Origin of the sequence: Pseudidiomarina insulisalsae, assembly GCF_003987065.1 — a bacterium.
Taxonomy (GTDB): domain Bacteria; phylum Pseudomonadota; class Gammaproteobacteria; order Enterobacterales; family Alteromonadaceae; genus Pseudidiomarina; species Pseudidiomarina insulisalsae.
In genome coordinates this window covers 15,825-41,291 of sequence record NZ_PIPY01000004.1, presented here as the reverse complement: position 1 = coordinate 41,291, position 25,467 = coordinate 15,825, and the positions used below count along the sequence as shown (strand labels likewise).

Annotated in this window: 19 protein-coding genes; 9 read left to right on the top strand and 10 right to left on the bottom strand. The window is 51.4% G+C overall.

What is annotated here, in order from left to right:
* Nucleotides 1-106 precede the first annotated feature (106 nt).
* Complete coding sequence (locus CWI71_RS04440; RefSeq protein ID WP_126754066.1) at nt 107-1,477, top strand: alkaline phosphatase; 1,371 nt, start codon at nt 107-109, stop codon at nt 1,475-1,477.
* Nucleotides 1,478-1,499: 22 nt separating this feature from the next.
* Here CWI71_RS04440 and asnB read toward each other — a convergent pair whose 3' ends face one another.
* Genes asnB through CWI71_RS04420 form a run of 5 tightly spaced genes read right to left on the bottom strand, consistent with a single transcriptional unit; the run spans nt 1,500 to nt 6,659 of the window.
* Nucleotides 1,500-3,515, bottom strand: coding sequence for an asparagine synthase (glutamine-hydrolyzing) (gene asnB / locus CWI71_RS04435; protein ID WP_126754065.1), 2,016 nt, complete (start codon nt 3,513-3,515; stop codon nt 1,500-1,502).
* A gap of 47 nt (nt 3,516-3,562) precedes the next feature.
* The gene (locus CWI71_RS04430; RefSeq protein WP_126754064.1) at nt 3,563-4,627 is read right to left on the bottom strand and encodes an aspartate/ornithine carbamoyltransferase family protein; all 1,065 of its coding nucleotides are present in this window, start codon (nt 4,625-4,627) and stop codon (nt 3,563-3,565) included.
* 6 nt (nt 4,628-4,633) lie between these two features.
* On the bottom strand, nt 4,634-4,756 hold the full coding sequence (locus CWI71_RS12145) for a hypothetical protein (protein WP_275069754.1): 123 nt from the start codon (nt 4,754-4,756) through the stop codon (nt 4,634-4,636).
* Nucleotides 4,756-6,192 carry a sodium:solute symporter family protein gene (locus CWI71_RS04425; protein WP_126754063.1) on the bottom strand — a complete coding sequence of 479 codons (1,437 nt, stop codon included), beginning with the start codon at nt 6,190-6,192 and terminating at the stop codon, nt 4,756-4,758. The genes CWI71_RS12145 and CWI71_RS04425 overlap by 1 nt, the downstream gene beginning before the upstream one ends.
* Nucleotides 6,189-6,659, bottom strand: a complete 471-nt coding sequence (locus CWI71_RS04420) for a hypothetical protein (RefSeq protein WP_126754062.1) — start codon at nt 6,657-6,659, stop codon at nt 6,189-6,191. The genes CWI71_RS04425 and CWI71_RS04420 overlap by 4 nt, the downstream gene beginning before the upstream one ends.
* Nucleotides 6,660-6,788: 129 nt before the next feature.
* Here CWI71_RS04420 and folK point away from each other — a divergent pair, with 129 nt between their 5' ends.
* The 3 genes from folK to CWI71_RS04405 are packed head-to-tail and all read left to right on the top strand — an operon-like array spanning nt 6,789 to nt 11,189.
* On the top strand, nt 6,789-7,199 hold the full coding sequence (folK, locus tag CWI71_RS04415; protein WP_126754061.1) for a 2-amino-4-hydroxy-6-hydroxymethyldihydropteridine diphosphokinase: 411 nt from the start codon (nt 6,789-6,791) through the stop codon (nt 7,197-7,199).
* On the top strand, nt 7,196-7,909 hold the full coding sequence (locus CWI71_RS04410) for an SDR family oxidoreductase (RefSeq protein WP_126754060.1): 714 nt from the start codon (nt 7,196-7,198) through the stop codon (nt 7,907-7,909). The genes folK and CWI71_RS04410 overlap by 4 nt, the downstream gene beginning before the upstream one ends.
* A gap of 49 nt (nt 7,910-7,958) precedes the next feature.
* Nucleotides 7,959-11,189: a S41 family peptidase gene (locus CWI71_RS04405; protein WP_126754059.1), complete on the top strand. Its 3,231-nt coding sequence runs from the start codon at nt 7,959-7,961 to the stop codon at nt 11,187-11,189.
* A gap of 60 nt (nt 11,190-11,249) precedes the next feature.
* Here CWI71_RS04405 and acnA read toward each other — a convergent pair whose 3' ends face one another.
* Nucleotides 11,250-13,931, bottom strand: a complete 2,682-nt coding sequence (gene acnA, locus CWI71_RS04400) for an aconitate hydratase AcnA (protein WP_126754058.1) — start codon at nt 13,929-13,931, stop codon at nt 11,250-11,252.
* 178 nt (nt 13,932-14,109) lie between these two features.
* Nucleotides 14,110-14,808, bottom strand: a complete 699-nt coding sequence (locus CWI71_RS04395; protein WP_157981052.1) for a methyltransferase — start codon at nt 14,806-14,808, stop codon at nt 14,110-14,112.
* A gap of 180 nt (nt 14,809-14,988) precedes the next feature.
* Here CWI71_RS04395 and tesB point away from each other — a divergent pair, with 180 nt between their 5' ends.
* Nucleotides 14,989-15,861, top strand: coding sequence for an acyl-CoA thioesterase II (tesB, locus tag CWI71_RS04390; protein ID WP_126754056.1), 873 nt, complete (start codon nt 14,989-14,991; stop codon nt 15,859-15,861).
* A gap of 53 nt (nt 15,862-15,914) precedes the next feature.
* On the opposite strand, the gene CWI71_RS04385 is transcribed toward tesB, so the two are convergent.
* Complete coding sequence (locus tag CWI71_RS04385; RefSeq protein ID WP_126754055.1) at nt 15,915-17,159, bottom strand: NupC/NupG family nucleoside CNT transporter; 1,245 nt, start codon at nt 17,157-17,159, stop codon at nt 15,915-15,917.
* Nucleotides 17,160-17,185: 26 nt separating this feature from the next.
* On the bottom strand, nt 17,186-17,818 hold the full coding sequence (gene udk / locus CWI71_RS04380) for a uridine kinase (protein WP_126754054.1): 633 nt from the start codon (nt 17,816-17,818) through the stop codon (nt 17,186-17,188).
* Between the two features lie 177 nt (nt 17,819-17,995).
* Between udk and CWI71_RS04375 the strand changes: the two genes are divergently transcribed.
* The 4 genes from CWI71_RS04375 to CWI71_RS04360 all read left to right on the top strand — a co-directional run bounded on the left by CWI71_RS04375 (nt 17,996) and on the right by CWI71_RS04360 (nt 24,526).
* Entirely contained in the window at nt 17,996-20,782 is a 2,787-nt protein-coding gene (locus CWI71_RS04375) for a M16 family metallopeptidase (protein WP_126754053.1), read from the top strand.
* A gap of 148 nt (nt 20,783-20,930) precedes the next feature.
* Nucleotides 20,931-22,055, top strand: coding sequence for an S-(hydroxymethyl)glutathione dehydrogenase/class III alcohol dehydrogenase (locus CWI71_RS04370; RefSeq protein WP_126754052.1), 1,125 nt, complete (start codon nt 20,931-20,933; stop codon nt 22,053-22,055).
* A gap of 11 nt (nt 22,056-22,066) precedes the next feature.
* The gene (fghA, locus tag CWI71_RS04365) at nt 22,067-22,915 is read left to right on the top strand and encodes an S-formylglutathione hydrolase (RefSeq protein WP_126754051.1); all 849 of its coding nucleotides are present in this window, start codon (nt 22,067-22,069) and stop codon (nt 22,913-22,915) included.
* Between the two features lie 93 nt (nt 22,916-23,008).
* The gene (locus CWI71_RS04360) at nt 23,009-24,526 is read left to right on the top strand and encodes a putative bifunctional diguanylate cyclase/phosphodiesterase (protein WP_126754050.1); all 1,518 of its coding nucleotides are present in this window, start codon (nt 23,009-23,011) and stop codon (nt 24,524-24,526) included.
* Here the strand turns inward: CWI71_RS04360 and CWI71_RS04355 are convergent.
* On the bottom strand, nt 24,501-25,412 hold the full coding sequence (locus CWI71_RS04355; protein ID WP_126754049.1) for a GGDEF domain-containing protein: 912 nt from the start codon (nt 25,410-25,412) through the stop codon (nt 24,501-24,503). The genes CWI71_RS04360 and CWI71_RS04355 overlap by 26 nt on opposite strands.
* Nucleotides 25,413-25,467 lie beyond the last annotated feature (55 nt).

Below are 25,467 nucleotides of genomic sequence, written 5' to 3'. Positions count from 1 at the left end.
CAAGTATTCACCGTGAAAAATTTTTACTTAGTCGAATGGTCATCTGCTTGTCACCTGCCCTGTGCTATGATGCGTTCAGGTTTTCATTTCAGGGAGTATGCCCTTCATGTTTCGTCGAACGCTTTTAATTACCGCCTTAAGTCTGTCGCTGGGCGCCTGCGCCACGCAGTTGGCTGAACCCCCTGTCGCAGATGCAGCCAAGCCTGCGACGGCTGCCAGCAAACGCGCGCCGAATATTATTTTTCTGATTGGTGATGGCACTGGCTTTGAGTTTATCTCGGCCTACCGGTACGCCATGAGTGAACTGGGCCAGCCTCTGGCAAGCACACCCTTCGACGAGATTTTAGTCGGTGCAGCAACCACCTATCCAGACGATGACACCTGGGTGACCGACTCTGCTGCAAGCGCCACCGCTCTTGCGACCGGCGTAAAAAGTTATAATGGCGCGATTGGCGTCGACAGTCAGCAGCATCCGCAGCAGACACTGATGGAAAAGGCCCGTGAACACGGCTGGCATACCGGAGCCGTATCAACCTCGCAAGTGAACCATGCCACGCCGGCTTCGTTTTTTACCCACCATTCGTCGCGCAAAATGTACAATGAAATTGCGGACTCTTTTGCCAGCACCCGTTACGGCGACAAATGGAGTTTTGACGTCCTGCTCGGTGGCGGTATGAGCTACTTTAACCGTGAAGATAAAAACTGGTTACCTGAGCTCGAAGCACAGGGCATGACCGTGGTTGATAACTATCAGCAACTGGATAGCGTGCAGCAATTACCCGTGCTGGGTTTGTTTGCTCCTGTTGCGATTCCGTACGCAATTGACGATGAGCCGCGACTGGCCCAACTGACGCATAACGCTTTACGCTTGTTAAGCAGTGCCCAGACACAGTCAGGTGAGCCTTTCGCGCTGATGGTTGAGGGTTCCAAAATTGACTGGTGTGGTCATGCCAACGACATTGCCTGCGCGGTGCACGAGGTCAGTGACTTTGCGCAGGCCTTACAAGTCGCGCTGGACTTTCAAAAACAGAATCCTAATACCCTGATAGTCGTCACCGCCGATCATTCCACTGGCGGGCTGACCCTTGGTCAGGGCGGCGAGTACGCCTGGTATTCCGAGCGGGTGATGGCCATTGAGAATTCACTGGAAGTGCTTGTCGCCGGCGTGCTTGAACGCTCGCGCGATGAGTGGCGCAGCTACCTGGAGCCACGCCTGAACTTACCGCTTAGCGACGAACAATGGCAGCAGCTTTTGGCAACTGAGATGAGCGGCAGTGAAGATAAGCGCGACCATGCGAAACGAATTCACGCCGCGCTGGTAAAAGTTATCAGTGAAACCACCCGCACCGGCTGGACCACCAGTGGCCATACGGCTGTTGATGTACCCATTATGGCCATAGGGCCTTATGCGGACCAATTACGTGGCTATAAAGACAACACCGATATTGCTAAGGTATTGCTGCAAATCGTGCGTTAAGCACGATTTGCCAGCTGTCTGCTTACGCGAGCCAACCTAATTCTTTGGCTCGCTGTGCGGCAACTACCGGAACATCGGTTTTGACAAAGTGGTGATGCAGAATTTGCACACCCAGCATGTGATTAATAACCGCATCAAGTTGCACCTTTTCGTCAATACTAACGTCGTCGGACTCATGCTTGGCAAAGGTGCGTTCTACCTCGGCATAATCCAGTAGTCCGGCCTCTTCGACCGCCTCTTTAGATAAGAACTGCTCTGCCAGTTTCACCACTGCCTGCCACTTTTTCGGATCGGTATGAGCCGGTGGTGCCATAAAGGCAAACTTTTCACGTTTATACAACGTTTCCGGCAGTAGCCCTTTCATGGCTTCGCGCAACACGTATTTTTCTTTGTTACCCTTAATACGCAGGTGCGGTGGTACGGTAAACGCGTACTCGGCCAGGTGATGGTCAAGAAACGCCGGACGTGCTTCCATTGAGTTCGCCATATCGACGCGGTCGCCACCCCAGGTCAGAATTTGCCCTTCCAGCATGGTTTTAATCCAAACATACTGGGCCCGATCAAGCGGATGACGTCCTTTAAGCATGTCCTCGTCGAGGGTATCAGCAATCGCCTTACCCGGATCGTAGTCTTTCACCTCGTCACGACGATGTTCGGCAATTAACGGCAAGGCAACGCTTGCACATGACAGCCATGGCTGCACGCAGCTGGGGGTGAAGCCCATTTTGGTATTAAACGCAGGACTCACATGCTCTTCGCGCGCCAGCATGGCGCCTTTAAACAACCGGTTATTTTTTTCTAATAACTCCTGCCAGGCCGCTCGTTCGCTGTCAGGCAGGTGGTCCAGACCATGCAGGAACATGTCTTTACGAAAGGCCGGATAACCGGCAAAGAGTTCATCTGAGCCCTCGCCGGTGAGTACCACCTTGTAGTTGACCTCATTCACCTGCTGGCTCATCAGGTATTTAGCAACACCCAACGTATTGTAAATGGTGCGCTCGGTATGCCAGATTGTCTTCACGAAATGGTCGTACAGGTCATCTGCATTCAGTCGCATAATGTGGTGTTCAGCACCGGTGGCTTCAGCCATTTCCGAGGCGATCGGCGTTTCATCGTATTCGTCTGAGTCAAAGCCAATGGTAAACGCCTTGACCGAAGTTTGCGTCGACGCCGCTGACAGTCCGAGAATCGCACAGGAATCGATACCGCCTGACAGGTAACAACCAACCGGAACATCGGCAGTCAGGCGATGTTGAACGGCTTCAAGCAGGTGCTTGCGCACCCCCTCTATATAAGTAGCTTCGTCAACATCATCGCCCGGGTACTCACTTTCCTGGGGAAAATCCACATCCCAGTACTTGTGCTCCTCAAGCTCAAGCTGGCCATTGCGACGCTTTACTTTGACCACATGGCCCGGTGGCACCTGATAAATTCCATCAAATGCGGTAGAGCCTGGCACCATCACCTGAATCAGTTGATGGTACAGGCCTTCGGTGGAAAATTCGCGCTTCACCGAAGGGTGCGCGAACAACACTTTCAGCTCCGAACCAAACACCACCCCGTCAGGGGTATGTGTGTAATAGAGCGGTTTAATGCCAAAGCGGTCACGAACCAAGTACATGCAGTCTTCGCTTTTGTCATAAAGACCAAAAGCAAACTCGCCGCGCAAATGCTTCAAGGTTTCCTCAAGTCCTTCGCGGGCATAAAGATGCATGACAATTTCGGAGTCACTTTTGGTGCGAAAGCGCGCACCTTGCGCAGTCAGATCTGCACGGATGCGTTTAAAGTCATAAAATTCGCCGTTATGAGCCAGCAACAAATTGCCATCGTCAGAAATAAAAGGCTGGCGGCCGCGAACTTCATTTAAATCAATAATCGACAGGCGGGCGTGACTAAAGGCTACCCCGGTGTCTTCCATAATCTTAAAGCCATAACCATCGGGCCCGCGGTGATGCATAATCGCGGCCATGTTCACGAGCGTTTGCGCATCCGGTGTCTGCTCGGTGCGTTGATTAAAAATTCCTGCAATACCACACATGTTTGCTTAATCCTCGCTAGTTAGTGTACTTACGTACGTCCGTCCTGTTACACCACGTCAATGACGCGTTCCGCGCGCTCAACCATACAAGTCAACAGTGCCATGCGCAGGAATACCGCGCCGCGTGCCTGGCTGAAATACCAGTTATGGCTGGTATGGTCGAGATCCGTCGATAGCTCCTCGCCGCGTGCCAGTGGGTGCAGAATAATGGCATCTTCTTTCAGCGGTGAGCCCGCAGTCAGGTGAAACGCACTGCCGTAGGTATTAAAGGTATCGCCTTCCCAGGAGATTGCGTTGATGTAGACCACATCAAGTTCAGGTAGCACGCTATCGAGCTCGGTTTCCGTACGGATGGTGATGCCACGGGACTCGAGTTCCTCGCGCTGTCCCTCACCAAATAGCTCATCTGAACATTTCTCGTCGTGGATAATCACTAATTCATCGACCGCGTGAGCAAATATCGACAAACACTTCAGAAAACTGCGTACGGTACGCATTTTGTCAGGTACCCCAATCACACCGATCTTCACTTTGTCCTGATCTTCGGCATTTACCAGGGTCGGACGCCATTTAAAAATAGCATACATATCTGCCAGCGCCTGCGTCGGGTGCTCATCTACCCCATTGCCGGCGTTAATAATAGGAATACGGAGCGCATCCATCATTTCAAACAGCGAGCTTTCATTGCTGTCACGTAACACCACGCAGTCGCCGTAGTTGTTAAACATTTCTGCGACATCTGCCAGACACTCGCCCTTGGCGATGCCGGTGGTGGAACGGTCAGTAATCGACATGATGTCACCACCCAAACGATGCCAGGCACTTTCAAATGAAAGCCGGGTGCGGGTGCTGGGCTCGTAAAAAGCACTGATCAGAATTTTATTTTGTAACGGTGAGCTAAAACGTTTGGGATTACTTTCAATCTTTGCCGCCAATCGGAACAACTGCTTCATGGTGTCCTGATCAAACTGGTCACCTGACACAATATGCTGATTCGCCAGCTTTACCAGAAAGTCACCGTCTTCCTGAATAGTCCGTAATAATGCTTTTGGATGTGCATCTCCATAAACATCCGGACGCTTACGTTCAAACGAAACGTCATTTACGTTCATAATGGTTTACCATAATTGTTTAGAAAGAAAATCTTTTAGCCACAGACCCAGCAGAATCAGCGGCGCGCATGCAGTTAATGCCAGACACACCACGACCAGGGTGCTAAAAGCAGTCAACCCCATCGTCATCAGTTACGCTCCTCTGCTTCGTTTAATGTCTGCCAGTCAAATCGCTGGCGACTCAATAACAGGCCCAGACCGCACAATGTTGCCGAGACAATACACGACAGCAGCGCAGCCACATAAAAGCCAATGACGAAGTAGCCAATCAGGCCACTTATGGTGCCAAGCGCCATCGCCGCTGCGGCGAAGCGCCCGCCTAACCTGCGTTGGTATAGCCCCAGCACGATCGGGAAAATCGTGCTGGCGACAAAGGCGCCGGCGAAATTAAGTAAAGCGCCAAGCGTTGCAATCTTGGGTAAACAGAACAGCCAGGTCACAATGCCCAAGCCTAAAATACTGTAGCGATTGAAGCGCATCAGATGCCGATCACCCGCCTCGGGGTTAATTGTTTTGTGGTAAATATCACGCGTAATCAGGTCTGAAGTCGCCGCAAGTAATGAATCAAGACTAGACGCTAATGCCGAAAATACCACTATAAAGACCACCACTGCGCCGATCTTGCCAAGCACCTCCGCTGCCACCATGGGCCCGACCATATCTGCGCTGGGCGGGAAAATACCCAGCTGCGGAGCGGCCAGCGCAATAAATCCGGTAACAATAGGAATCGGCAGCCACAATAAACCTCCTAATAAGAACGCTTTAAAGGCCACGGGTCCCTTAAAGGCCAGTGCACGCGACCACCACACATTGGAGTGGAAAATCTCACCAAGGCCAAAGAAAACGTTATTAAATAAGAACATGATGGCAGCTGGGAAAAGTAGATCAAGAAGCTGCGGATGATTCGCCTGTACTTCGTGATGAATCGACTCGAGGCTTACCGTGTCAATCAAAAACCAGGCAATCAGTACGACGCCGATAATAATTATCAGTGCCTGAATAAAGTCAGTGGCAATAACTGCGCGCAGACCGCCAAACAGGGTGTAACCGACGCAGATAACCAGAATGGATGTCATACCAATGTGGTAGTCCAGGCCACTTAAGGCTTCCAGCAAAATACCGCCCGCCATACCCAGACTCACCAGCCAACCGAAGGCATAAACTACTGAAATAATGATAAAAACAAACCATGCGAAGCGCCCGTAACGCAGCCTTACGAAATCGCCCGAGGTATAACCATGCGGCATCAGCCGCTTGATACGCGCGGCCAGTGGCGCAAATAAAATAAGACCCAGCGCGGCAAAGGAATAGCCAACCATACCCCAGACGCCAAACTGGTAGGTCAACTGCGGCGCCACTAAGGTCGTATTACTGGTTACCCAGGTGGCCATTGCGGTTGCCGCCGCCAGAGCGAAGCCGACGTTGCGCCCTGCCAGGGCAAAGTCCTCATGGGTTTTATTAGCACGTCCCAGATACCAGCCAAAAATGATCCAGGCCACGCCAAATAATGCGACCAGGGTCAAACCTAACGAGCTTGATAAGGCGAAGCCACTGGTTTCGCTCATGCTTCCTCCTGATGTTTCAGGCTGCGCAGGTGCAGGCTAATGATCAGCGTTACCAGTAACACAAACAGACCCAGTCCGATAAAAAATAAGCTGTAAGCTTGCCACCCCGGGTAATGCGCGACCTGAATGGTCGCTACGTTGCTTTGCAACCGACCGTCAGGTTTAATCCGGAAGTAATAATCACCATCGGAAAAGCCGGTCAAAGTCATTTTTTCAAAATCACCAAACCAGGCAAATTCAGAATCAATAACAGCAAAATCGACATCCGAACTTTGCTGGATGCGCAGCCCTTTCTGAGGTAGCTGATCAAGCGTGACAACAAAATAGCCTTCGCGGCTTAATTCAGAGGAAAGTGTTAACTGATAGGTGGTGGCGTCAGTTACGTCCTGCGCACTCGCAGGTCGCGCCAACAGCGTGATGAAGAACAACAGAGCGATGTGAATGATAAAGCCGTAGTTTTTCGGCACGTTCCCTTCCTTTAGCTCTTTGTAGCTAGGCTACCAAGCCCTGAAATTCATTGCAACTTAAGGGATCTGTCTTCCGGCGCCGTGCGTAACAGGTTATGCTAAGACTAATCAGCACAAGGTTTTGAAGGTATGACACAGATTTTCTTATGCAGTATGGGCGCCAATTTAGATCCGGAAACGAATTTCACGGTTGCGCGTCAGCAAGTCGAGCAACTTGGTCAGGTTGTTTTTTCCAGTGCCCACTATACGCAACCGGTGGCTATTGAGACCCAGCACCAATTTCTTAACGCGCTGTTCGTTATCGAAACCGAGTTGGAACAAGCCAAGCTGAAACAGTCCTTCAATCACATCGAAGAAAAACTTGGACGCGACCGCTCCGATCCCAACAGCAGTGAAAAGGATCGGCCGATGGATATTGATATCCTGGGACCGCTGAATACCGGTAACGATACTGCCACCTGGCGCTCAGTACCGGATTATTTACAGACAATGGCGCGCGAACTGCAGGCATCTGTTAAGCAGGAGGAGTTTATTGCATGAGTGACAAACCTGTAGCTTTGATTACCGGTGCCGGGCGGCGCTTTGGCTTTGAGCTGGCGAAGAGTCTGCTGGCCGAGGGCTATCACGTGATTGCCCATTACAATACCTCGCGTGAAGGCGTTGCCGAACTTGAACAACAAGGTGCCACCGGGGTACAGGCGGATCTGACAGACACTGTAGCTATCAGGCAAATGATTGCCACAATTCGTGACGTGACTGACCGCATTGATATCATGGTCAACAACGCCTCATGCTTTTTTGACAATGCCACGGTCGATAGTGACCCGGCTTGTCTTGCCGCAGTCTTTCAGGTGCATGTGCAAGCACCCTATTTACTCATTAAGGGCCTGCGGGAGCTGCTACAGCAGGCTAGCAACCCGTTGGTAGTTAATATTACCGATATCTACACTGACAGCCCGACTACGTCCCATATTGCGTACTGTGCCGCCAAAGCCGGTCTGGCAAATCTGACTAAAAGCTTTGCCAAGTCGCTTGCCCCTACCATCAGGGTGAATGCTATTCAGCCGGGCCCCATTTTGTTTTTACCTGAGCACGACAGCGAACATCGTCAGAAAGTGCTGTCTGAAACGCCGTTAAAGGTTGAAGGTGGGCTGAAACCGATGATTCAGGCCGTCCGTTTTTTACGGGACAATACCTTCATTACCGGAGAGTTCTTAAAAGTAGACGGTGGGCGCGCGCTGCAAATTTAGAAATTTGTGCTAATTTTGAGGTTTACCAATAACAACAACGGTAAACCTCATGAACAACTACCTCCGATCAGGTCTTGCGGTGCTTGGCCTGACTGCCGCCAGTGCCGCAGCACAAACCGCAACCGCACCCACGCAATTGATCTCTCAACCCGATATCTCAGACCAACACATCGCCTTTGTCTACGGCGGAGATATCTGGCTCACCGATCGTAATGGCGCCAATCCGCGCCAGCTTACCAGTCACCCGGCCAGCGAGAGTAAACCACTGTTTTCTTCTGATGGCCAATGGCTGGCGTTTTCCGCAGATTACCATGGCAATCAGGATGTCTATATTGTCTCTTTAGCCGGAGGCACGCCGCAGCGCTTAACCTATCACCCCGCCGACGATCTGGTCACCGACTGGAGTAGTGATGGCGCGAGCGTTTATTTTACTTCTGACCGCGAAGTACTGAACACCCGTAGTCAGCAGCTGTTTTCGGTCGCAACCAGTGGCGGCTTACCACAAAAATATATGGAAGCTGTGGTTGCGGAGGGCAAATTCGCCGCTGATGGCAAGCGCCTCGCCTACCGTCCCAACCGCTTACCCAACAATAGTACCGCCGGCTGGCGTCTGCATCGCGGCGGTTCAACGCCACCGATCTGGATTCTTGATAAGGACGCGGAATCCTTTGAACAGCTACCACGCGCCAATGCCAGTCACCATCATCCATTCTGGCTCAAGGATGCGCTGTATCTGCTGTCGGACCGTGATGATGTTGCGACCAATCTTTATCGCTACGCAGATGGGCAGCTGACCCAACTGACTCAGTTTATTGAGTGGGATATCACCCACGCGAACGGTCACGACTCGACGATTGTCTTTACCGCCGGCGGTTACCTGTATCGTTCCGATCTGGCGGGTACGCCCGAACAACTGCCGGTGAAGCTGGCCGCGCCAGCGCCACAAACTGAGCCCGACTGGCATGATGCCAGTAAGCTGGTTTCGGCAATGGAATTATCTCATTCCGGTAAACGCGTATTATTAACCGCCCGCGGCGATGTTTTTTCCGTGCCCGCCGAATTTGGCCCCACACGTAACCTGACCCGTACCGATGGGAAAAGGGAATATACCGCTCTGTGGCACCCAAAAACTAATCAGGTGGCCTACCTCTCCGACTACGACATGCGTCAACACCTGGTAACCGCGCCACAGGATGGCATCGGCGAACCGACATCTGTCACCTTACCGGGCAGCCATTATTATCAGTTGTTGGAATGGTCTCCTGACGGTCGCTGGCTTGCTCTGAACGACAACCATTTGAATTTGTATTTATTTGACACGCAAGCAGGCGCCTTGCGTAAAATTCATCGCGCGCAACGCCGCTGGGACTTTACTGTGTCATTTTCACCCGATAGCCAGTATCTGGCCTTCAGCACCATGCGTGCCAATGCGTTTAGTAGCTTGCATCTCTATGCTATCGAGAGTGAAGAGGTGATTGATCTGACCGAGGGCATGAGCTTTGCCAGCAATCCGGTCTTTACCAACGATTATCTATTTTTTACCGCTTCGGTGAACGCTGGTCCCGCGGTAAATGGTCTCGACTTGTCAACACAGGAGCGTCCTGTGCGAATGGGCATCTACGCGTTTTCCCTGACCACCACAACACCGTCACCGGTTCCCCCACGGTTAAGCGAAGATATCCCCCCTGCCGATAATAAGGAAGGCGAAGAACCTGCCGCTGAGTTCAAAATTGACCTGGAAGGTTTGTCACAACGCATCAGTGCCTTGCCGGTCAGCGAGCAGTTTTACCATTCGTTACGGGTGGCAGCCGATGGCAGCTTGTATTACTTGTTGCAACCGCAGGACGGCATCAGCACTCCGGCGCAGCCGCAAAATCAAATGACGCTGATGCGTTTCGATTTTGAAAGCCGCAAAGCAACCCAGGTTGCCGCCGATATCAGTAGTTATGACTTAAGTGGCGACGGTAAACAGTTACTCACTTTTGCTGCGCCTGATAACCTGACCATTGGCCCTGCAGCTGAGAAATTTGAAGGTAAACCGGTTGCACTTAATCAGGTGCGTAGCTTTATTGATCCGCGCAAAGAGTGGCGTCAGATCTTTGATGATGTCTGGCGCATGCAAAAAGAATACTTTTACGCTGAGAACATGCACGGTCTCGACTGGCACCGTATCTATGCTAAATATCTGCCGATGCTGCCTCACGTGCAAACGCGCAGCGACCTGAACCAGGTGTTAGTGGCAATGATCAGCGAATTGCAGGTTGGCCATAATAATGTCGGCGGTGGTGATATTTATCGCGGCGAACCTGATGCCGTAGGCCTGCTCGGTGCTGATTTCAAACTAAGAGATAATCGCTATCAGATCGCAAAAATTTATACTGGCGACCGCTGGAGTCCTGAGTTACAGGCACCACTTGCCGTACCCGGGCTGGATGCGGCTGAAGGTGATTTTATTCTGGCAGTAAACGGTCGTGAGCTTAGCGCTGCGGATAATCTGCATAGCTTTCTGGTCGGTACGGCCGGACAAGCTGTAACTCTTACGGTTGCTGATAACGCTGAGGGCGATAACCGTCGCCAGGTGAGCGTGGTTACCAGCAAAGATGATGGTGACTTACGCACCTGGTCATGGATTAAAGATAAACAGAACTATGTCGAGAAAGCTTCTCAAGGCCAACTAGCCTATGTCTATCTGCCCAACACCACTGACGCCGGTTATTACTTTTTCAACCGTATGTTTTTCCCGCAGGCTGAAAAGCCAGCGCTGATAATTGATGAGCGACGCAATGGCGGTGGACAGGCGGCGAACTATATTACTGAAATTCTGGCGCGCCCCCATTTGTCCAGCTGGTATGAGCGTGATGGCAGTGTCTGGACCACACCAGGTGCGGCGATTCATGGGCCAAAAACCATGCTGATTGACCAGGACGCTGGCTCCGGTGGCGACTTCCTGCCCTGGGCATTCTCGTATCTGGATCTGGGGACGACCGTTGGCACCCGTACCTGGGGTGGTTTAATTGGTATCAGTGCGAACCCTAGTCTCATCGACGGTGGTTTTCATACCGTGCCATTTTTCCGCTTTTTCACTCCAGAACGTGAGTGGGCTGTGGAAAATGAAGGTGTTGCCCCCGACATTGAAGTGATACTGAATCCAGTGGCGGTCAATCAGGGACGCGACCCGCAACTTGAGCGTGCGGTAGAGGAAACCTTACGTCAACTGCGCGCTGCACCACCACGCGACTATAAAACGCCACCCCCGTTACCTGACGAACTGGGGATTTAATACGCAGACACAAAGAAGCCAGGCAACACGCCTGGCTTTTTTTTGCTTCTGCGAAAGTGTTTACTTATCGATCATCTCGCGTAACACATAATGCAGGATACCGCCGTTACGGTAGTATTGCAGCTCGTTGTTGGTGTCGATGCGACACTTCACCTCAAACTCAACAGTCGAGCCGTCGTCTTTCTCAGCGATGACTTTCAACATCTGTCCCGGCTTGAGATTCTCATCAATTCCCTTGACTGAAATCTTCTCATGGCCGGTCAGGTCGTGTGCCTGCACGCCTTCGTTTTCTTTGAACTGCAGGGGTAATACGCCCATACCAATCAGGTTGGAACGGTGAATACGCTCATAGCTTTCCGCAATGACCGCCTTCACACCCAGCAAAATGGTACCCTTGGCAGCCCAGTCACGGCTTGAGCCGGTACCGTATTCCTTACCTGCCAGCACCACCAGCGGTGTATCATCCTCTTGATACTTCATTGCCGCATCATAAATGGACATTTGTTCACCCGAAGGTACATGCAGGGTGTAACCACCTTCAACGCCATCAAGCATCTGGTTCTTAATACGGATGTTGGCGAAGGTACCACGCATCATTACTTCGTGATTACCACGGCGTGAGCCATAAGAGTTGAAGTCTTTAATCTTCACGCCGTTTTCCTGCAGGTACTTACCTGCCGGAGAGTCAGGTTTAATTGAGCCCGCCGGTGAAATATGGTCCGTGGTAATCGAGTCAGCGAAGACCGCTAATACCCGGGCGCCCTCGATATCACTGATGGGCTCCAATGGTTGATCAATTTCAGTGAAATAAGGTGGGTTTTTCACATAAGTTGAGTCGTCGCTCCAGTTGTAGGTTTTGCCCTCACCAACCGGAATATTGCGCCACTCTTCATCACCCTTGAATACTTCAGCGTATTCTCTGCGGAACATCTCACCGTCAACAAAGCTTACCGCATCGGCAATTTCCTGACTGCTTGGCCAGATGTCTTTCAGGTAAACAGGATTACCGTCTTTATCTTCGCCCAGCGGCTCACTGCTTAAATCAATGCGAGTGGTACCGGCCAACGCGTAAGCGACGACCAAAGGTGGTGACGCCAGCCAGTTCGCCTGCACTTCAGGATGCACCCGACCCTCAAAGTTACGGTTACCTGAGAGTACGGAAGAAACAATGAGATCGCCGTCTTTAATCGCTTTACTGACTTCATCAGGCAATGGACCTGAATTACCGATACAGGTGGTACAGCCGTAGCCCACCAGGTTGAAACCAAGTTCATCAAGGTATTTGGTAAAGCCCGCTCTGGCGTAGTAGTCAGTAACGACTTTCGAACCGGGCGCCAGCGATGACTTCACCCAGGGCTTGCGCTTCAGACCTTTCTCGACGGCCTTTTTCGCTACCAGGCCTGCGGCCATCAACACACTTGGGTTCGACGTGTTCGTACAGGAAGTAATGGCGGCAATCACCACATCACCGTGTGACAGCGTATAATCCTCGCCTTCCACCTGTACTTTTTTATCTGTTTCCTCTGCCTGACCCGATTGCTCCAGCATCAGATCGAAGTTCGCGCCCAGCTCTGGCATTTTGACCAGATCCTGAGGTCGCTTCGGACCTGCCAATGAGGCAGTCACAGTACCTAAATCAAGCTCAAGTGACTGACTGAAGACCGGCTCTTTGTCGGTTTCACGCCACAGACCCTGCGCTTTACTGTAGGCTTCAACTAAGTCTATGGTTTCCTGATCCCGTCCTGACAGCTCAAGGTAACGCAAGGTTTCCTGGTCAACCGGGAAGAAGCCGCAGGTCGCACCATATTCAGGCGCCATATTGGCAATGGTCGCGCGATCTGCCAATGGCAGGTTATCCAGACCGGGGCCATAAAATTCAACGAACTTACCAACCACGCCCTGTTTCCGCAGAATTTGCGTAACTGTTAGCACCAGGTCAGTGGCGGTGACGCCTTCCGGTAATTTGCCGGTAAAGCGGAAGCCGACAACTTCAGGGATCAGCATTGAAATCGGCTGCCCGAGCATTGCAGCTTCTGCTTCGATACCGCCTACACCCCAACCCAGTACCCCAAGACCATTTATCATGGTGGTATGCGAGTCGGTACCAACCAGGGTGTCAGGCAGCACATAGGTGCGATCACCCTCTTCTTTGGTCCAGGCAACTTTCGCCAGATACTCAAGGTTAACCTGGTGGCAGATACCTGTGCCCGGTGGCACCACGCGGAAATTTTCAAATGCTTTTTGACCCCAACGCAAAAACTGGTAGCGCTCAAAGTTACGTTCCATCTCTTTGCGTACGTTTTCTTTAAATGCCTCTGGCGAGGCAAACTCATCCACCATCACCGAGTGGTCAATGACCAGATCGACGGCAGATAGCGGGTTGATTTGCTCAGGGTCCTGACCGGCTTTGCCGATGGCATCGCGCATCGCGGCCAAATCGACGATTGCCGGTACACCCGTGAAGTCCTGCATGAGTACCCGCGCCGGGCGGTACTGAATCTCACGATCCGATTTGCGTTCACGCATCCACTGCGCGATCGCTTCAATATCATCTTCTTTTACCGTGTCACCGTCTTCGTTGCGTAACAGATTTTCCAGCAACACCTTCATTGAGGCGGGTAGTTTGGTGACATCATCAACTGAAGCCAGCTTTTCTGCCGCTTTCGGCAAGCTGTAATAATGGTAGGTTTTGCCATTGACTTCTAACGTACTTAAGGTTTTCAGGCTGTCGTGGCTCGACATAGCTCTCTCCTTTTCCACGAACGATAGATTCATATAAGCTTAGCCATAAATCGCCAGCTAAGCCAAAAATGATAGCTCTGTTCACTATGGGATCTTAGCGCGCAAAGATCAACTCGCTAAGTGGTTGAAAGCCTTTTGTATTCGACTATTGTCTAGCTTTTAAACGAAACCCGGCGACTTACTTGAGGGTTAATTCAATCACATAAACATTGGTCCACCATTTCTCGTTGCGCTGATACAAACGAATAATACCTTGCTGCAGCAGCTCCAGGTATTGCGGCAGATGATCGGTAACGAAAGGTTTTGCTGCCAGCTCACCACAGCTCACCCACCGCACCTGATAGCGTTCGAATGCCTCCGCCAGCGTATGTTGATAATCACTTAAGGTATGAAGCGGCAAGTAAAGGCGCGAACTCGCATGCATATAGGCCGGCGCCTGCTGCAGCATTTCCACTACCAGATCGTTACCACGCAGACCGCCGTCGATTTCGCTGCGTTGCGTATGCGCTTCGAGCATGGCTGTAGGGGCCACTATTTCCTGTGGTAAGTTCGCCACAATGACATCATAGCTGCGCTGTTGTCCGGCAAAAAAGCCGCCGGTAAAGGTTTCCACGTTGACGCCATTGCGCTGGGCGTTTGCCTGAGTCAACGCGGTTGCATTGGCGGCAATATCTGTAGCCGTCACATGCGCGCCTTGCAAAGCCGCCAGAATTGCCAGCACGCCACTGCCACAGCCGACATCAATAACGCTTTCGCCTGCGGCAAAGCTGACATTCTCAGCAAAATAAAGGCCATGGGCGCTGGGGGCGAACACGCCCGCGCGTTGCTCAAGGGCAATCGTGTGCTCATTAATTTTATAGTGTTTCACTTCATTCATCGCGACAACCTGGTTTGTTCGATAACTGGGCATGGTTTAGCTGGCCGCTAATGCTACCTGTCAATGGCGTTGCTACTTAGTCCAAGATGTTCTTAATTAGAAGTAAATTAACCAATGAACGGTTGTCGCCGCGCACGCCCTGCATATAATGATCATCTCCAGTGCTAAAAAGGAACCACCATGAGCCAGGTATTGCACGATTTGCTCGATCTACTGCGTCTTGAGACGATTGAACAGGGAATTTACCGCGGTCAGAGTCAGGATCTGGGTTTCGGCGCGGTCTTCGGCGGTCAGGTCATCGGCCAGGCGCTTTCAGCGGCGAAAGAGACATTACCTCAAGACCGTAAAGTACACTCTCTGCATTCTTATTTTTTACGTCCGGGCGACGCGCAGAAACCGATCGTTTACGATGTTGAGAATGTCCGCGATGGCAAGAGCTTCTCAACCCGGCGGGTAAAAGCCATTCAGTATGGCAAACCGATTTTTTATATGACGGCCTCCTTTCAGATAGACGAACCTGGTTTTGAACATCAGGACACCATGCCTGAAGTACCGGGTCCTGAGGGGCTGGTTTCTGATCTTGATATCTACCGCGAGCATGCTGAACTGATTCCGGCCAAGATCCGCAATAAGTTCATTTCGGAAAAACCGATCGAAATGCGCTTTGTAACCGCCAACAATCCGTTCAAACCAAAAGTTGATGCACCCCGGCGTTACGTCTGGATCCGTGCCAACGGCGAAATGCCGCGTGACTCACGGATTCATAAATATCTTCTTGCGTACGCGTCTGATTTCAATTTCCTGCCGACAGCTCTGCAGCCACATGGCGCGAGTTTCGCGCAACCGGATATGCAGATGGCCACCATTGACCACTCCATGTGGTTTCACAAAGACTTTCGCATGGACGACTGGATTCTCTACGCAATCGATAGTCCGGTCGCCTGCGGTGCGCGGGGGTTGGTACGCGGTCAGTTCTTTACCCGTGACGGCGTATTGGTAGCCTCAACGGCGCAGGAAGGCGTGATGCGTAAACATAAAAAAACCCGCGAATAATACCTTCGCGGGTCGTTTTATTTTCAGGCTGGCTAAACAGGCTTTGTTGCCGTTTAGCCGAGGCTGAAGAAGAAACCGGCAATCGCAGCGCTCATCATGTTCGCCAGTGTTGCCGCCAACAATGCGCGGATACCTAACCGCGCAATATCATGGCGCCGGCTGGGCGCCATACCGCCAAGACCACCCAGTAGAATGGCAATAGATGAAAAGTTGGCAAAACCGCAAAGTACAAAGGTAATAATAACTTCACTGTGTTCACTTAGCTGCTCGCGATAATTTACGAAGTCCAGATAAGCGACAAATTCGTTGATGACCAGCTTCTGGCCAATAAAGCTACCGGCTAACTGCGCTTCATCCCAGCTAACACCTAAAACATAGGCAATGGGCTGGAATACGTAGCCAAAAATTTCCTGTAACGATAAGTCGGGGTGACCAAACCAGCCGCCAACCCAACCAAAAATGCCGTTAATCAGCGCAATCAACGCAACGAATGCGATGAGCATCGCACCTACGTTAATGGCCAGTTGAACACCGCTGGAGGCACCCGCCGCCGCAGCGTCGATGACGTTCACAGAGCGGTCTTCAACCTGAATATCACCGGCTTTTTGGGTGTTATTGTTTTCGATAATCGACTCAATATCCTCACGCGGCTTATCCAGCTCAGGGATAATAATCTTGGCCATCATCAAGCCTGCAGGTGCGGCCATAAAGCTCGCTGCGATAAGGTACTTTAACTCGACACCGACACCGGCATAACCGGCAAGCACTGAGCCTGAAACCGAACACATACCACCGACCATTACCGCAAATAGCTCAGAGCGGGTCATGCTGGAGATGAACGGACGGACCATCATTGGCGCTTCGGTCTGACCCACAAAAATATTGGCCGCTGCTGACATCGATTCAGGCCGGCTACTGCCAATAATTTTTTGTAAACCGCCACCCAAAATCCGGATAATCCATTTCATAATACCGAGGTAGTAAAGGACGGAAATAAGCGACGAGAAGAAGACGATAACGCTCAGCACCTGAATAGCAAATACAAAGCCAAAGTCAGAAGAGGCGAGGCCACCGAACATGAAGTCAATGCCGGCGCCGGTGAATGCAATAATTTGCGCCACACCGGAGGCCACCGCATAAAGCACATCCTGGCCAAACGGCACATAAAGAACGAATGCGCCTAACAACACCTGGATGGCGAAAGCGCCGCCGACAGTGCGCCAGCGAATATTCTTGCGGTTCGTGGAAAATGCAATGGCGATGGCAAATAAGATGGCAATGCCAAGAAAACTATTCATATAAAAGACCGTTTTTTAGTTGTTTCTTATTCCGCCAGCAATTGACGAATTTTAGATTTTATCAGGTCGATGGCAATCTCATTCTGACCGCCGCGGGTCACCACCAAGTCTGCAAATTGCTTCGATGGCAAAATGAACTCAAAAAATGCCGGACGAACCGTCTCTTCATATTGCTCGGCAACCGACTGAATGGTGCGTCCTCGCTCCTCTACGTCGCGGATCATGCGGCGCAATAAGCAAACATCGAGCGGGGTATCCATAAAGACCGAGATGTCGAATAACTTACGCAAATTCGGATCGTGGAGCAACAAAATCCCTTCTACCATAATGACTTTGCCGGGCTGCACCTTAATGGTGTCTTCTGTACGGGTATGATTTTTATAACTGTACTGCGGCATGGCTATTGCCTGCCCGGCACTCAGTTGCTGCAGATGCTCTACCAGCAACTCATGCTCGAACGCAGATGGATGGTCATAATTGGTGAGTTGACGTTGTTCAAACGTCAGGTGACTCTGATCACGGTAGTACGCGTCTTCATTCAGAATAGCGATACCATTGCCACCTAATTCGGCAACCAGCTCCTGGTATACAGTTGATGCGAATAGACTCTTGCCCGATGCTGATGCACCAGCAATCGCTATGATGGTTGTTTTTCCCACACTAAAAATCTTCGTTTGCCCGACAACAACGCGCAATTATCCTTGATCCAACCCTCAATTGGAAGCGTTGATATTGATTGAACAATCTTGTTACATTTTTTCACGCATCAAAAAATTACAACACCCCTGCCCTCCTTTAAGATGGCAAAGTTGACTAAAACAAAACGGAAGAAAACAATGCGATTGACAAAAACCCTTACAGCGATGGCTGTGGCTTCAGTGCTGCTTGGCGGTGGCCAGGCATATGCACAGCAAGCCAACGCCACGAATGCTGCAGTTGTACAACAGCAGGAACTCCCTGAAATTAACATCAGTTACGAGAGCTTCACCCTCGATAACGGCTTACGCGTCGTGGTTCATGAAGACCGTAAAGCACCGATTGTCGCAGTAAACGTCTGGTATGGTGTCGGCTCCAAAGACGAGCCTGAAGGTAAGTCAGGTTTTGCCCACTTGTTTGAACATTTGATGTTCAACGGCACTGAAAACTATGACGATGAGTACTTTGGCCCGTTTGAACGCGCCGGTGCCACCGACATGAACGGTACCACCAATAGCGATCGTACCAATTACTTCCAGAACGTTCCGACGCCGGCGCTCGATATGGCGCTGTGGATGGAATCTGATCGGATGGGACACCTGCTAGGAGCCGTGACCCAGGAAAAACTTGATGAGCAGCGTGGCGTCGTGCAAAACGAAAAGCGTCAGGGTGAGGCGCAGCCATATGGTCGGGTATTTGGCTATCTGGCCGAACAAACTTTCCCTGAGGGACACCCCTATTCGTGGTCGGTCATTGGCTCAATGGAAGATCTCAATGCTGCGTCACTGGAAGACGTGCACCAGTGGTTCAACGACTACTACGGTACTGCCAATGCAGTGGTTGTATTAGCCGGTGACATTGACGTTGAAACAGCCAAAGAGAAAATGAATAAGTACTTTGGTCATATTGACGCCGGTAAACCGCTGAAAAAAATGCAGCGCTGGATTGCCGAGCGTGAGGGTACCAAGCGCGCTACCATGGAAGACAATGTTCCTGCAGCGCGTATTTATAAGCTCTGGAACACCGCAGAAATGGGCACTGCCGACTCAGAATACCTGAGTATGCTGGTTGATATTCTGGCCAGCGGCAAGAACTCTCGCTTGTACCAGCGTCTGGTTTACGATGAGCAAATTGCCAGCATGGTGTCAGGCTTCCAGTACGAGCGTCAGCTAGCAGGTCAGTTCTTTATCATCGCTGACGCCAAACCTGGTGTAGAGATGGAGCGTATTGAAGCCATCATCGACGAAGAGCTGGCAAAGATTATCGCTGAAGGCCCCACCGCAGAAGAGTTGGCACGGACCAAGTTCAGCAATGCAGCCGGTTTTGTCCGTGGCGCCGAGCGTATCGGCGGCTTTGGTGGCAAATCTGATATCCTGGCCGCAGGCACCGTCTATCATGGCGACCCCGGTTATTATAAAAAATCCTGGGAGATGATCGAAAACGCCACCCCTGCCGATGTTCAGGCTGCCGCCGAGCGCTGGTTAAGCGATGGCGCCTTTGTCCTGAACGTGGTGCCACAGCCACAGTACACCACTGCAGAACCGCAGGCCGATCGCTCGCAGTTACCGGAGGTTGGTGAGTTACCGCAACTTGAGTTGCCGGAACTGACGACCTTTACTCTGTCTAACGGTCTTGAAGTTGCGCTGGCTGAGCGTCATGACGTACCTACCGTGCAAATGCGTCTGGTCATTGACAGTGGTTATGCTTCGGACTTTGGCAACAAAGTGGGCACCGCCAGCTACACCATGAGTATGCTACGGGAAGGCACCACCTCACGCGATAGCCTTGAACTCAGCAAAGAGCTGGAGTCGCTGGGAACCAACTTATACGCCAGCGCCAGCCTGGATAACTCAACGGTAAGCATGGACAGTTTGGTCACGAACCTGGAGCCAAGTCTGGCGATTATGGCTGATGTGCTGATGAATCCGGCGTTCTCTGAAGAAGAAATCGAGCGCAAACGCGGCTTGTGGCTGGAGACGATTAAAAAGGAGAAAGCACAACCAACCTCGATGGCGTACCGTGTGTTACCTAAGTTGGTCTTTGGTGACAACCATGCCTATAGCGTACCACTGACAGGTTCAGGTACCGAGGCGTCAATTAAGTCGCTAACGCGTGCCGACCTGGTTGCTCACGCAGAAACCTGGTTACGTCCGGACATCTCGCGCCTGGTCATTGTTGGTGACACCACTGAAGCCGAAATCAAGCCATTGCTTGAAGCTTACCTGGGTGACTGGCAGGCTCCGGCGGGCGAGGCCCCGACCAAGCAGTTTACTGAGGTCAAGCCGCAGCAAGAAGCGCGGGTATTTTTAATCGACCAGCCAGGCACACCGCAGTCGACCATTATCGCTGGTCATCTGGCACCGCAGGATGGCGTCGATAATGAAATCGCAATCGACGTTATGAACACTATCTTAGGTGGCAGTTTCACCAGCCGTCTGAATATGAATCTGCGAGAAGATAAAGGCTGGTCGTACGGCGCTCGCTCAAGCTGGTTCGCAGCGGATGAAGCAGGCATGTTGCTGGCATCAGCCCCGGTTCAGACCGACAAAACCAAAGAATCAATTCAGGAAATTTTGAAAGAGTTCAATGGTTATATGGATCAGAACCCGGCAACGGCTGATGAGCTTGAGAAGGTTGTCGCAAATAAAACGGCGAAGCTTCCGGGTGCGTATGAGACAAAGTCGGCACTCCTTGGCTCCATCGTTGATACGCTGGAAAAAGGCAAAGGTATGGAGTGGCTGGAAAGCTACGGTACCCGCGTTCGTGCCCTTGAGCTTGACACGGTCCAGGAAACCGCTGACGAGATTCTGCGTCCGGATGCGCTGACTTGGGTCATCATTGGTGATCTGAGCCTGATCGAGGACGACGTTCGTGCCTTGAATTTGGGAACCGTGACTAAGCTGGATAGTAACGGCAACGAAATTTAATTCGTTCCGGCAATCCGTATGCAAGCCGCCCTCCACGAGGGCGGCTTTTTTTTGTCCATTCGACCATGGTCGCTCTGGTGATTTTCTTCGTAAGCTGTACCATAAAAGTACTCTAATTTACTGAATAATGAATCGAAAGGATATTGTCATGGAGATGATCAAAACACGCGCTGCGGTGGCTTGGGCACCCGGTGAGCCATTGTCCATTGAAGAAGTTGACCTGATGCCCCCGCAAAAAGGCGAAGTGCTTGTACGTATTGTCGCCACCGGCGTATGTCACACGGATGCTTATACCCTTTCCGGCGCAGACCCCGAAGGCATATTCCCTGCCATTTTAGGACATGAAGGTGGTGGTATTGTCGAAGCTGTCGGTGAAGGCGTTACCTCTGTCGAAGTTGGCGATCACGTCATACCGCTTTACACGCCTGAATGTGGCGAATGCAAATTCTGTAAGTCAGGAAAAACCAACCTTTGCCAGGCGATTCGCAGCACTCAGGGGCAAGGGTTAATGCCCGATGGCACGACCCGCTTCTCGAAGGGCGGCAAACCAATCTATCACTACATGGGAACCTCAACTTTCTCTGAGTACACGGTAGTGCCGGAAATTGCTCTAGCCAAAGTCAGTAAAGAGGCACCACTTGAAGAAGTCTGTTTGCTGGGCTGTGGCGTGACCACCGGCATGGGCGCGGTGAGAAATACGGCCAAAGTTCAAGCCGGTGACACCGTCGCAGTTTTTGGTCTTGGCGGCATCGGTCTGTCGGTCATTATTGGCGCAGTTATGGCCAAAGCGAGCCGGATCATAGCGATTGATATTAACGAGAGTAAGTTTGAGATTGCCCGACAATTAGGGGCCACCGACTGTGTCAATCCAAATGACTCTGACAAACCGGTTCAGGAAGTCATTGTTGAGATGACTGACGGCGGAGTGGACTACTCATTTGAGTGCATCGGCAATGTAAAAGTGATGCGCTCAGCACTCGAGTGCTGCCATAAGGGCTGGGGCGAGTCAGTCATTATTGGCGTGGCCGGTGCCGGCGAAGAGATCTCCACCCGCCCTTTCCAACTAGTGACCGGTCGCGTGTGGCGTGGCAGTGCCTTTGGCGGGGTAAAAGGCCGTAGTCAGTTACCTGATTACGTACAACGTTATCTGGACGGCGAATTTGAGCTCAGTACCTTTATCACCCACACCATGGGCCTTGATGAGATCAACGAAGCGTTTAAACTGATGCATGAAGGTAAGTCAATTCGTTCAGTGATTCATTTCGATAAATAACGGAGCATGCCATGATGACCGAGCATCTGAAGTTAATCAGTTCGGTGCGTTGCTTCGAGGGTGAGCAACGGCGCTATGAACATCTCTCGGAGACACTGAACTGTACTATGCAGTTCAGCGTCTACCTGCCGCCTCAGGCGCTTAAAGGCGAGTCGGTCGCCACCGTTCTGTGGCTGTCCGGTTTGACCTGTACTGATGAGAACTTCAGTGCTAAGTCCGGCGCGCAACGCGTTGCCGCTCAACTGGGCCTGGCTTTATTGATTCCGGACACCAGTCCACGTGGCGATCAGGTGGCCGACGACGATGCCTACGATTTTGGCAAAGGCGCAGGGTTTTACGTTAACGCGACGGAATCGCCCTGGGTCGACCACTACCAGATGTATGATTACATCACTAAAGAGTTGATTGAACTGGCCCATGTACAGTTGCCCCTGAACGGCCAGCTCAGTATTAGCGGCCACTCCATGGGCGGCCACGGCGCATTGATTATGGCGTTGCGTGAAAGCAACCGTTTTGCCAGCGTCTCAGCGTTTGCGCCGATTGCACATCCAAGCGGCTGTCCCTGGGGAGTCAAAGCTTTTTCCGGTTACCTCGGTGACAATCGCGAGACATGGCGCGAGTATGACGCGGTTGAGCTGTTAAGGGCTGGCAAAAAATGTCCACCGCTACTGGTTGATCAAGGCAGCGACGACAACTTTCTTGCCGAACAGCTGAATTTCACCTTACTGAAAGAAGCTGTCGCTGAGCATGGCGTTTTAGCTGAACTGCGCCTGCAAAAAGGCTACGACCACAGCTACTATTTCATTGCCAGTTTCATCGAGGCGCATCTGCAGTTTCACAGCAGATATCTAAAGCGCTAATCACACTCCCATTTTTTGGTAAATCCTGCGTTCACTGCTAAGGTTTAAGTTGTCCGGGCAAAACTCCGGACAACTTAAGGGAGTACACGCGCGATGTCACCGAACAAGGTTGCAGGCTTGCTTGCGGCCATTTATCTCATTTTAGGATTTGTCTGGATTCGCTTCTCTGACCAGGTACTACTTACCCTGGCTGCCGACTCAGCTCTACTGACTGAACTACAAACTTTCAAGGGCTGGATGTACGTGGTCGTTACCGCGGTTTTATTGTTCTTTCTTGCCAAATTTGCCCTTGACCGGGAGCGCAGCCTTTCCGCGCGGGATCCGCTGACACAACTGTTAAACCGCTATATGTTCGGACGCGAGCTCAACAGTGAACTGCTATTTTGTGCAGAGCACGACCAGCAGCTTACCTTAGTGGTTTTCAATATTGATGGTTTTAAGCAACTCAACACCAATGCCGGCGCTAAAGCAGGCGATCGCTTTTTGCAACAGGTGGCCAGCCTGCTGCGGGGCCATTTTCAACAGCGTGTTTTAATCAGCCGGTTTTCCGGCGACGAATTCGCCATTGCAATACCCTCGGCGCGTTGGCCGGATGATGTATTGCCACAGATTCAGCACCTGCAACAGTTACTGCCAACTATTCAGATCCCTGAGCTGCCAGGTTCGGCTTTAACAGCGTGTTTTGGTATTGCCCGCTTTCCTAACGACGCTAAGAGCAGCGAGCAGTTGATTATTGCCGCACTGACTGCCCAGGATGAAGCCAAGGCTATCGGCAACAACCGACTACGGGTGTATAAAAGCGAATACGGCGAGAATGCCAGCAAGCGCACCAAGCTGCTGTTTGATTTAAAATCGGCGCTGACCAATAAGCAGTTATCGGTCGTTTATCAGCCCCAGTTTCGTTTGCATGATAAGGCCATTAGCGGGGTTGAAGTACTCGTGCGCTGGAACCATCCCGAGGAGGGCCTGATACCGCCAGACGTTTTTATTCCGCTGGCCGAACAGCACGGTTTAATTTGTGAGATCACTGATTTTGTCATGCAAACCGCAATCAGGGAATTGACTGCTGCCGATCTGCTGTATCGGACCGTTCCGCGTGTATCCTTTAATGTTTCCGCAGCCGATTTCAATATGGCCAATAGTCCGGAGCGATTTGTCAAACTATTAACAGCGCTACCTGGCAGTTGGGACGTCATCGAGCTTGAACTGACAGAAACCTCCGCGCTGCTCAACCTTGAGGGGGTCAGAAACGTGGTTAACGTACTGGAAGAGCGCGGCGTACAAGTTTCACTGGATGACTTTGGCACCGGCTACTCATCTTTAAGTACCTTGCGCTCCTTGCCTATCCATGAAGTGAAAATTGATCAAAGCTTTATTCGTGACATCACTCAGAACGCTCAGGACGCACGCTTGGTGAAGACCATTATTGCGATGGCGCAGGCGCTAAATCTGAGGGTAGTCGCCGAAGGAGTAGAAAGTCAGCAGCAGGCAGCTTACCTATCTCGCGCCGGCTGCGCCGAGGTGCAGGGTTACTTATATGCCAAACCCATGCCGTTGACATCACTGCAGTCATTCGTGAAAAATATCAGCTCCGCAAAGGCTCGATTTTAATTTGGTTTTTGCCGCGCCGTTTTCCGTTGTACATGGCTTGATCGGCCGTACGCAAAATAGATTCGACGGTGCAGGCTTCTGAATAACTCTCGCAATGACAAATACCGATTGTAAGTGAAACTTGCCAGCCCTCCTGTTTGGTCAGTGCAATCACGCCACTACGCACTCGTTGCAAGATGGTCTCGGTGTCAGCAAGTGTTACGCCCGGATGAATAGTGGCAAACTCGTCGCCACCAATACGTGCCACAAAATCACTGCCCCGGCATGCTTCTCGAATTCCTTGGGCAATCATTTGCAATGCCCGATCGCCCTCATCATGACCAAAGGTATCATTTACCAGTTTAAAATCATCAAGATCGATAAGCGCTACTGAAAAACTATGGTGCCCTTCACGTAATTCTGCAATATCCTGCTCAAGCTCCTGGTAAAATGCACGGCGGTTACCAACACCCGTCAGATAATCAGTCAGTGCCTGTTTGCGCTCACTTTCTAACTCGCGACGAATCTTGTCTTCGGTTTGCTTGAACTGTGTCGCATCGCGAATAAAAGCAATCGCATACGGTTCGTGCTTCACCGTAACATGGCTCAGCATAATATCGACGTGAAAAGTATCGCCGTGATTTCTCACGCCAAGAAAACGAAAGCCCTGTCCCATCGGCCGATTTTGCCCCGCCTTAAAGAACCTCAGTACGTGTTGACGGTGCTGCTCATGAATTCCTTCGGGCAGCAGTTTATCCAGCATCGAACCATGCAGTTCATCGTGAGTATAGCCAAACATTGCGGCGGCTAGCTGATTGACTAAAACGATCTTACCGTCTTTATTGACAACTAAGGCTGCGTCAGGAATGATTTCAATGAGTTCACTGAGATCGCGCTCGTCTTTCATGGCCCTCTCTGGCAACAGGGAACAGATACCTTAAGCTTAACGGAACTAAACGCTA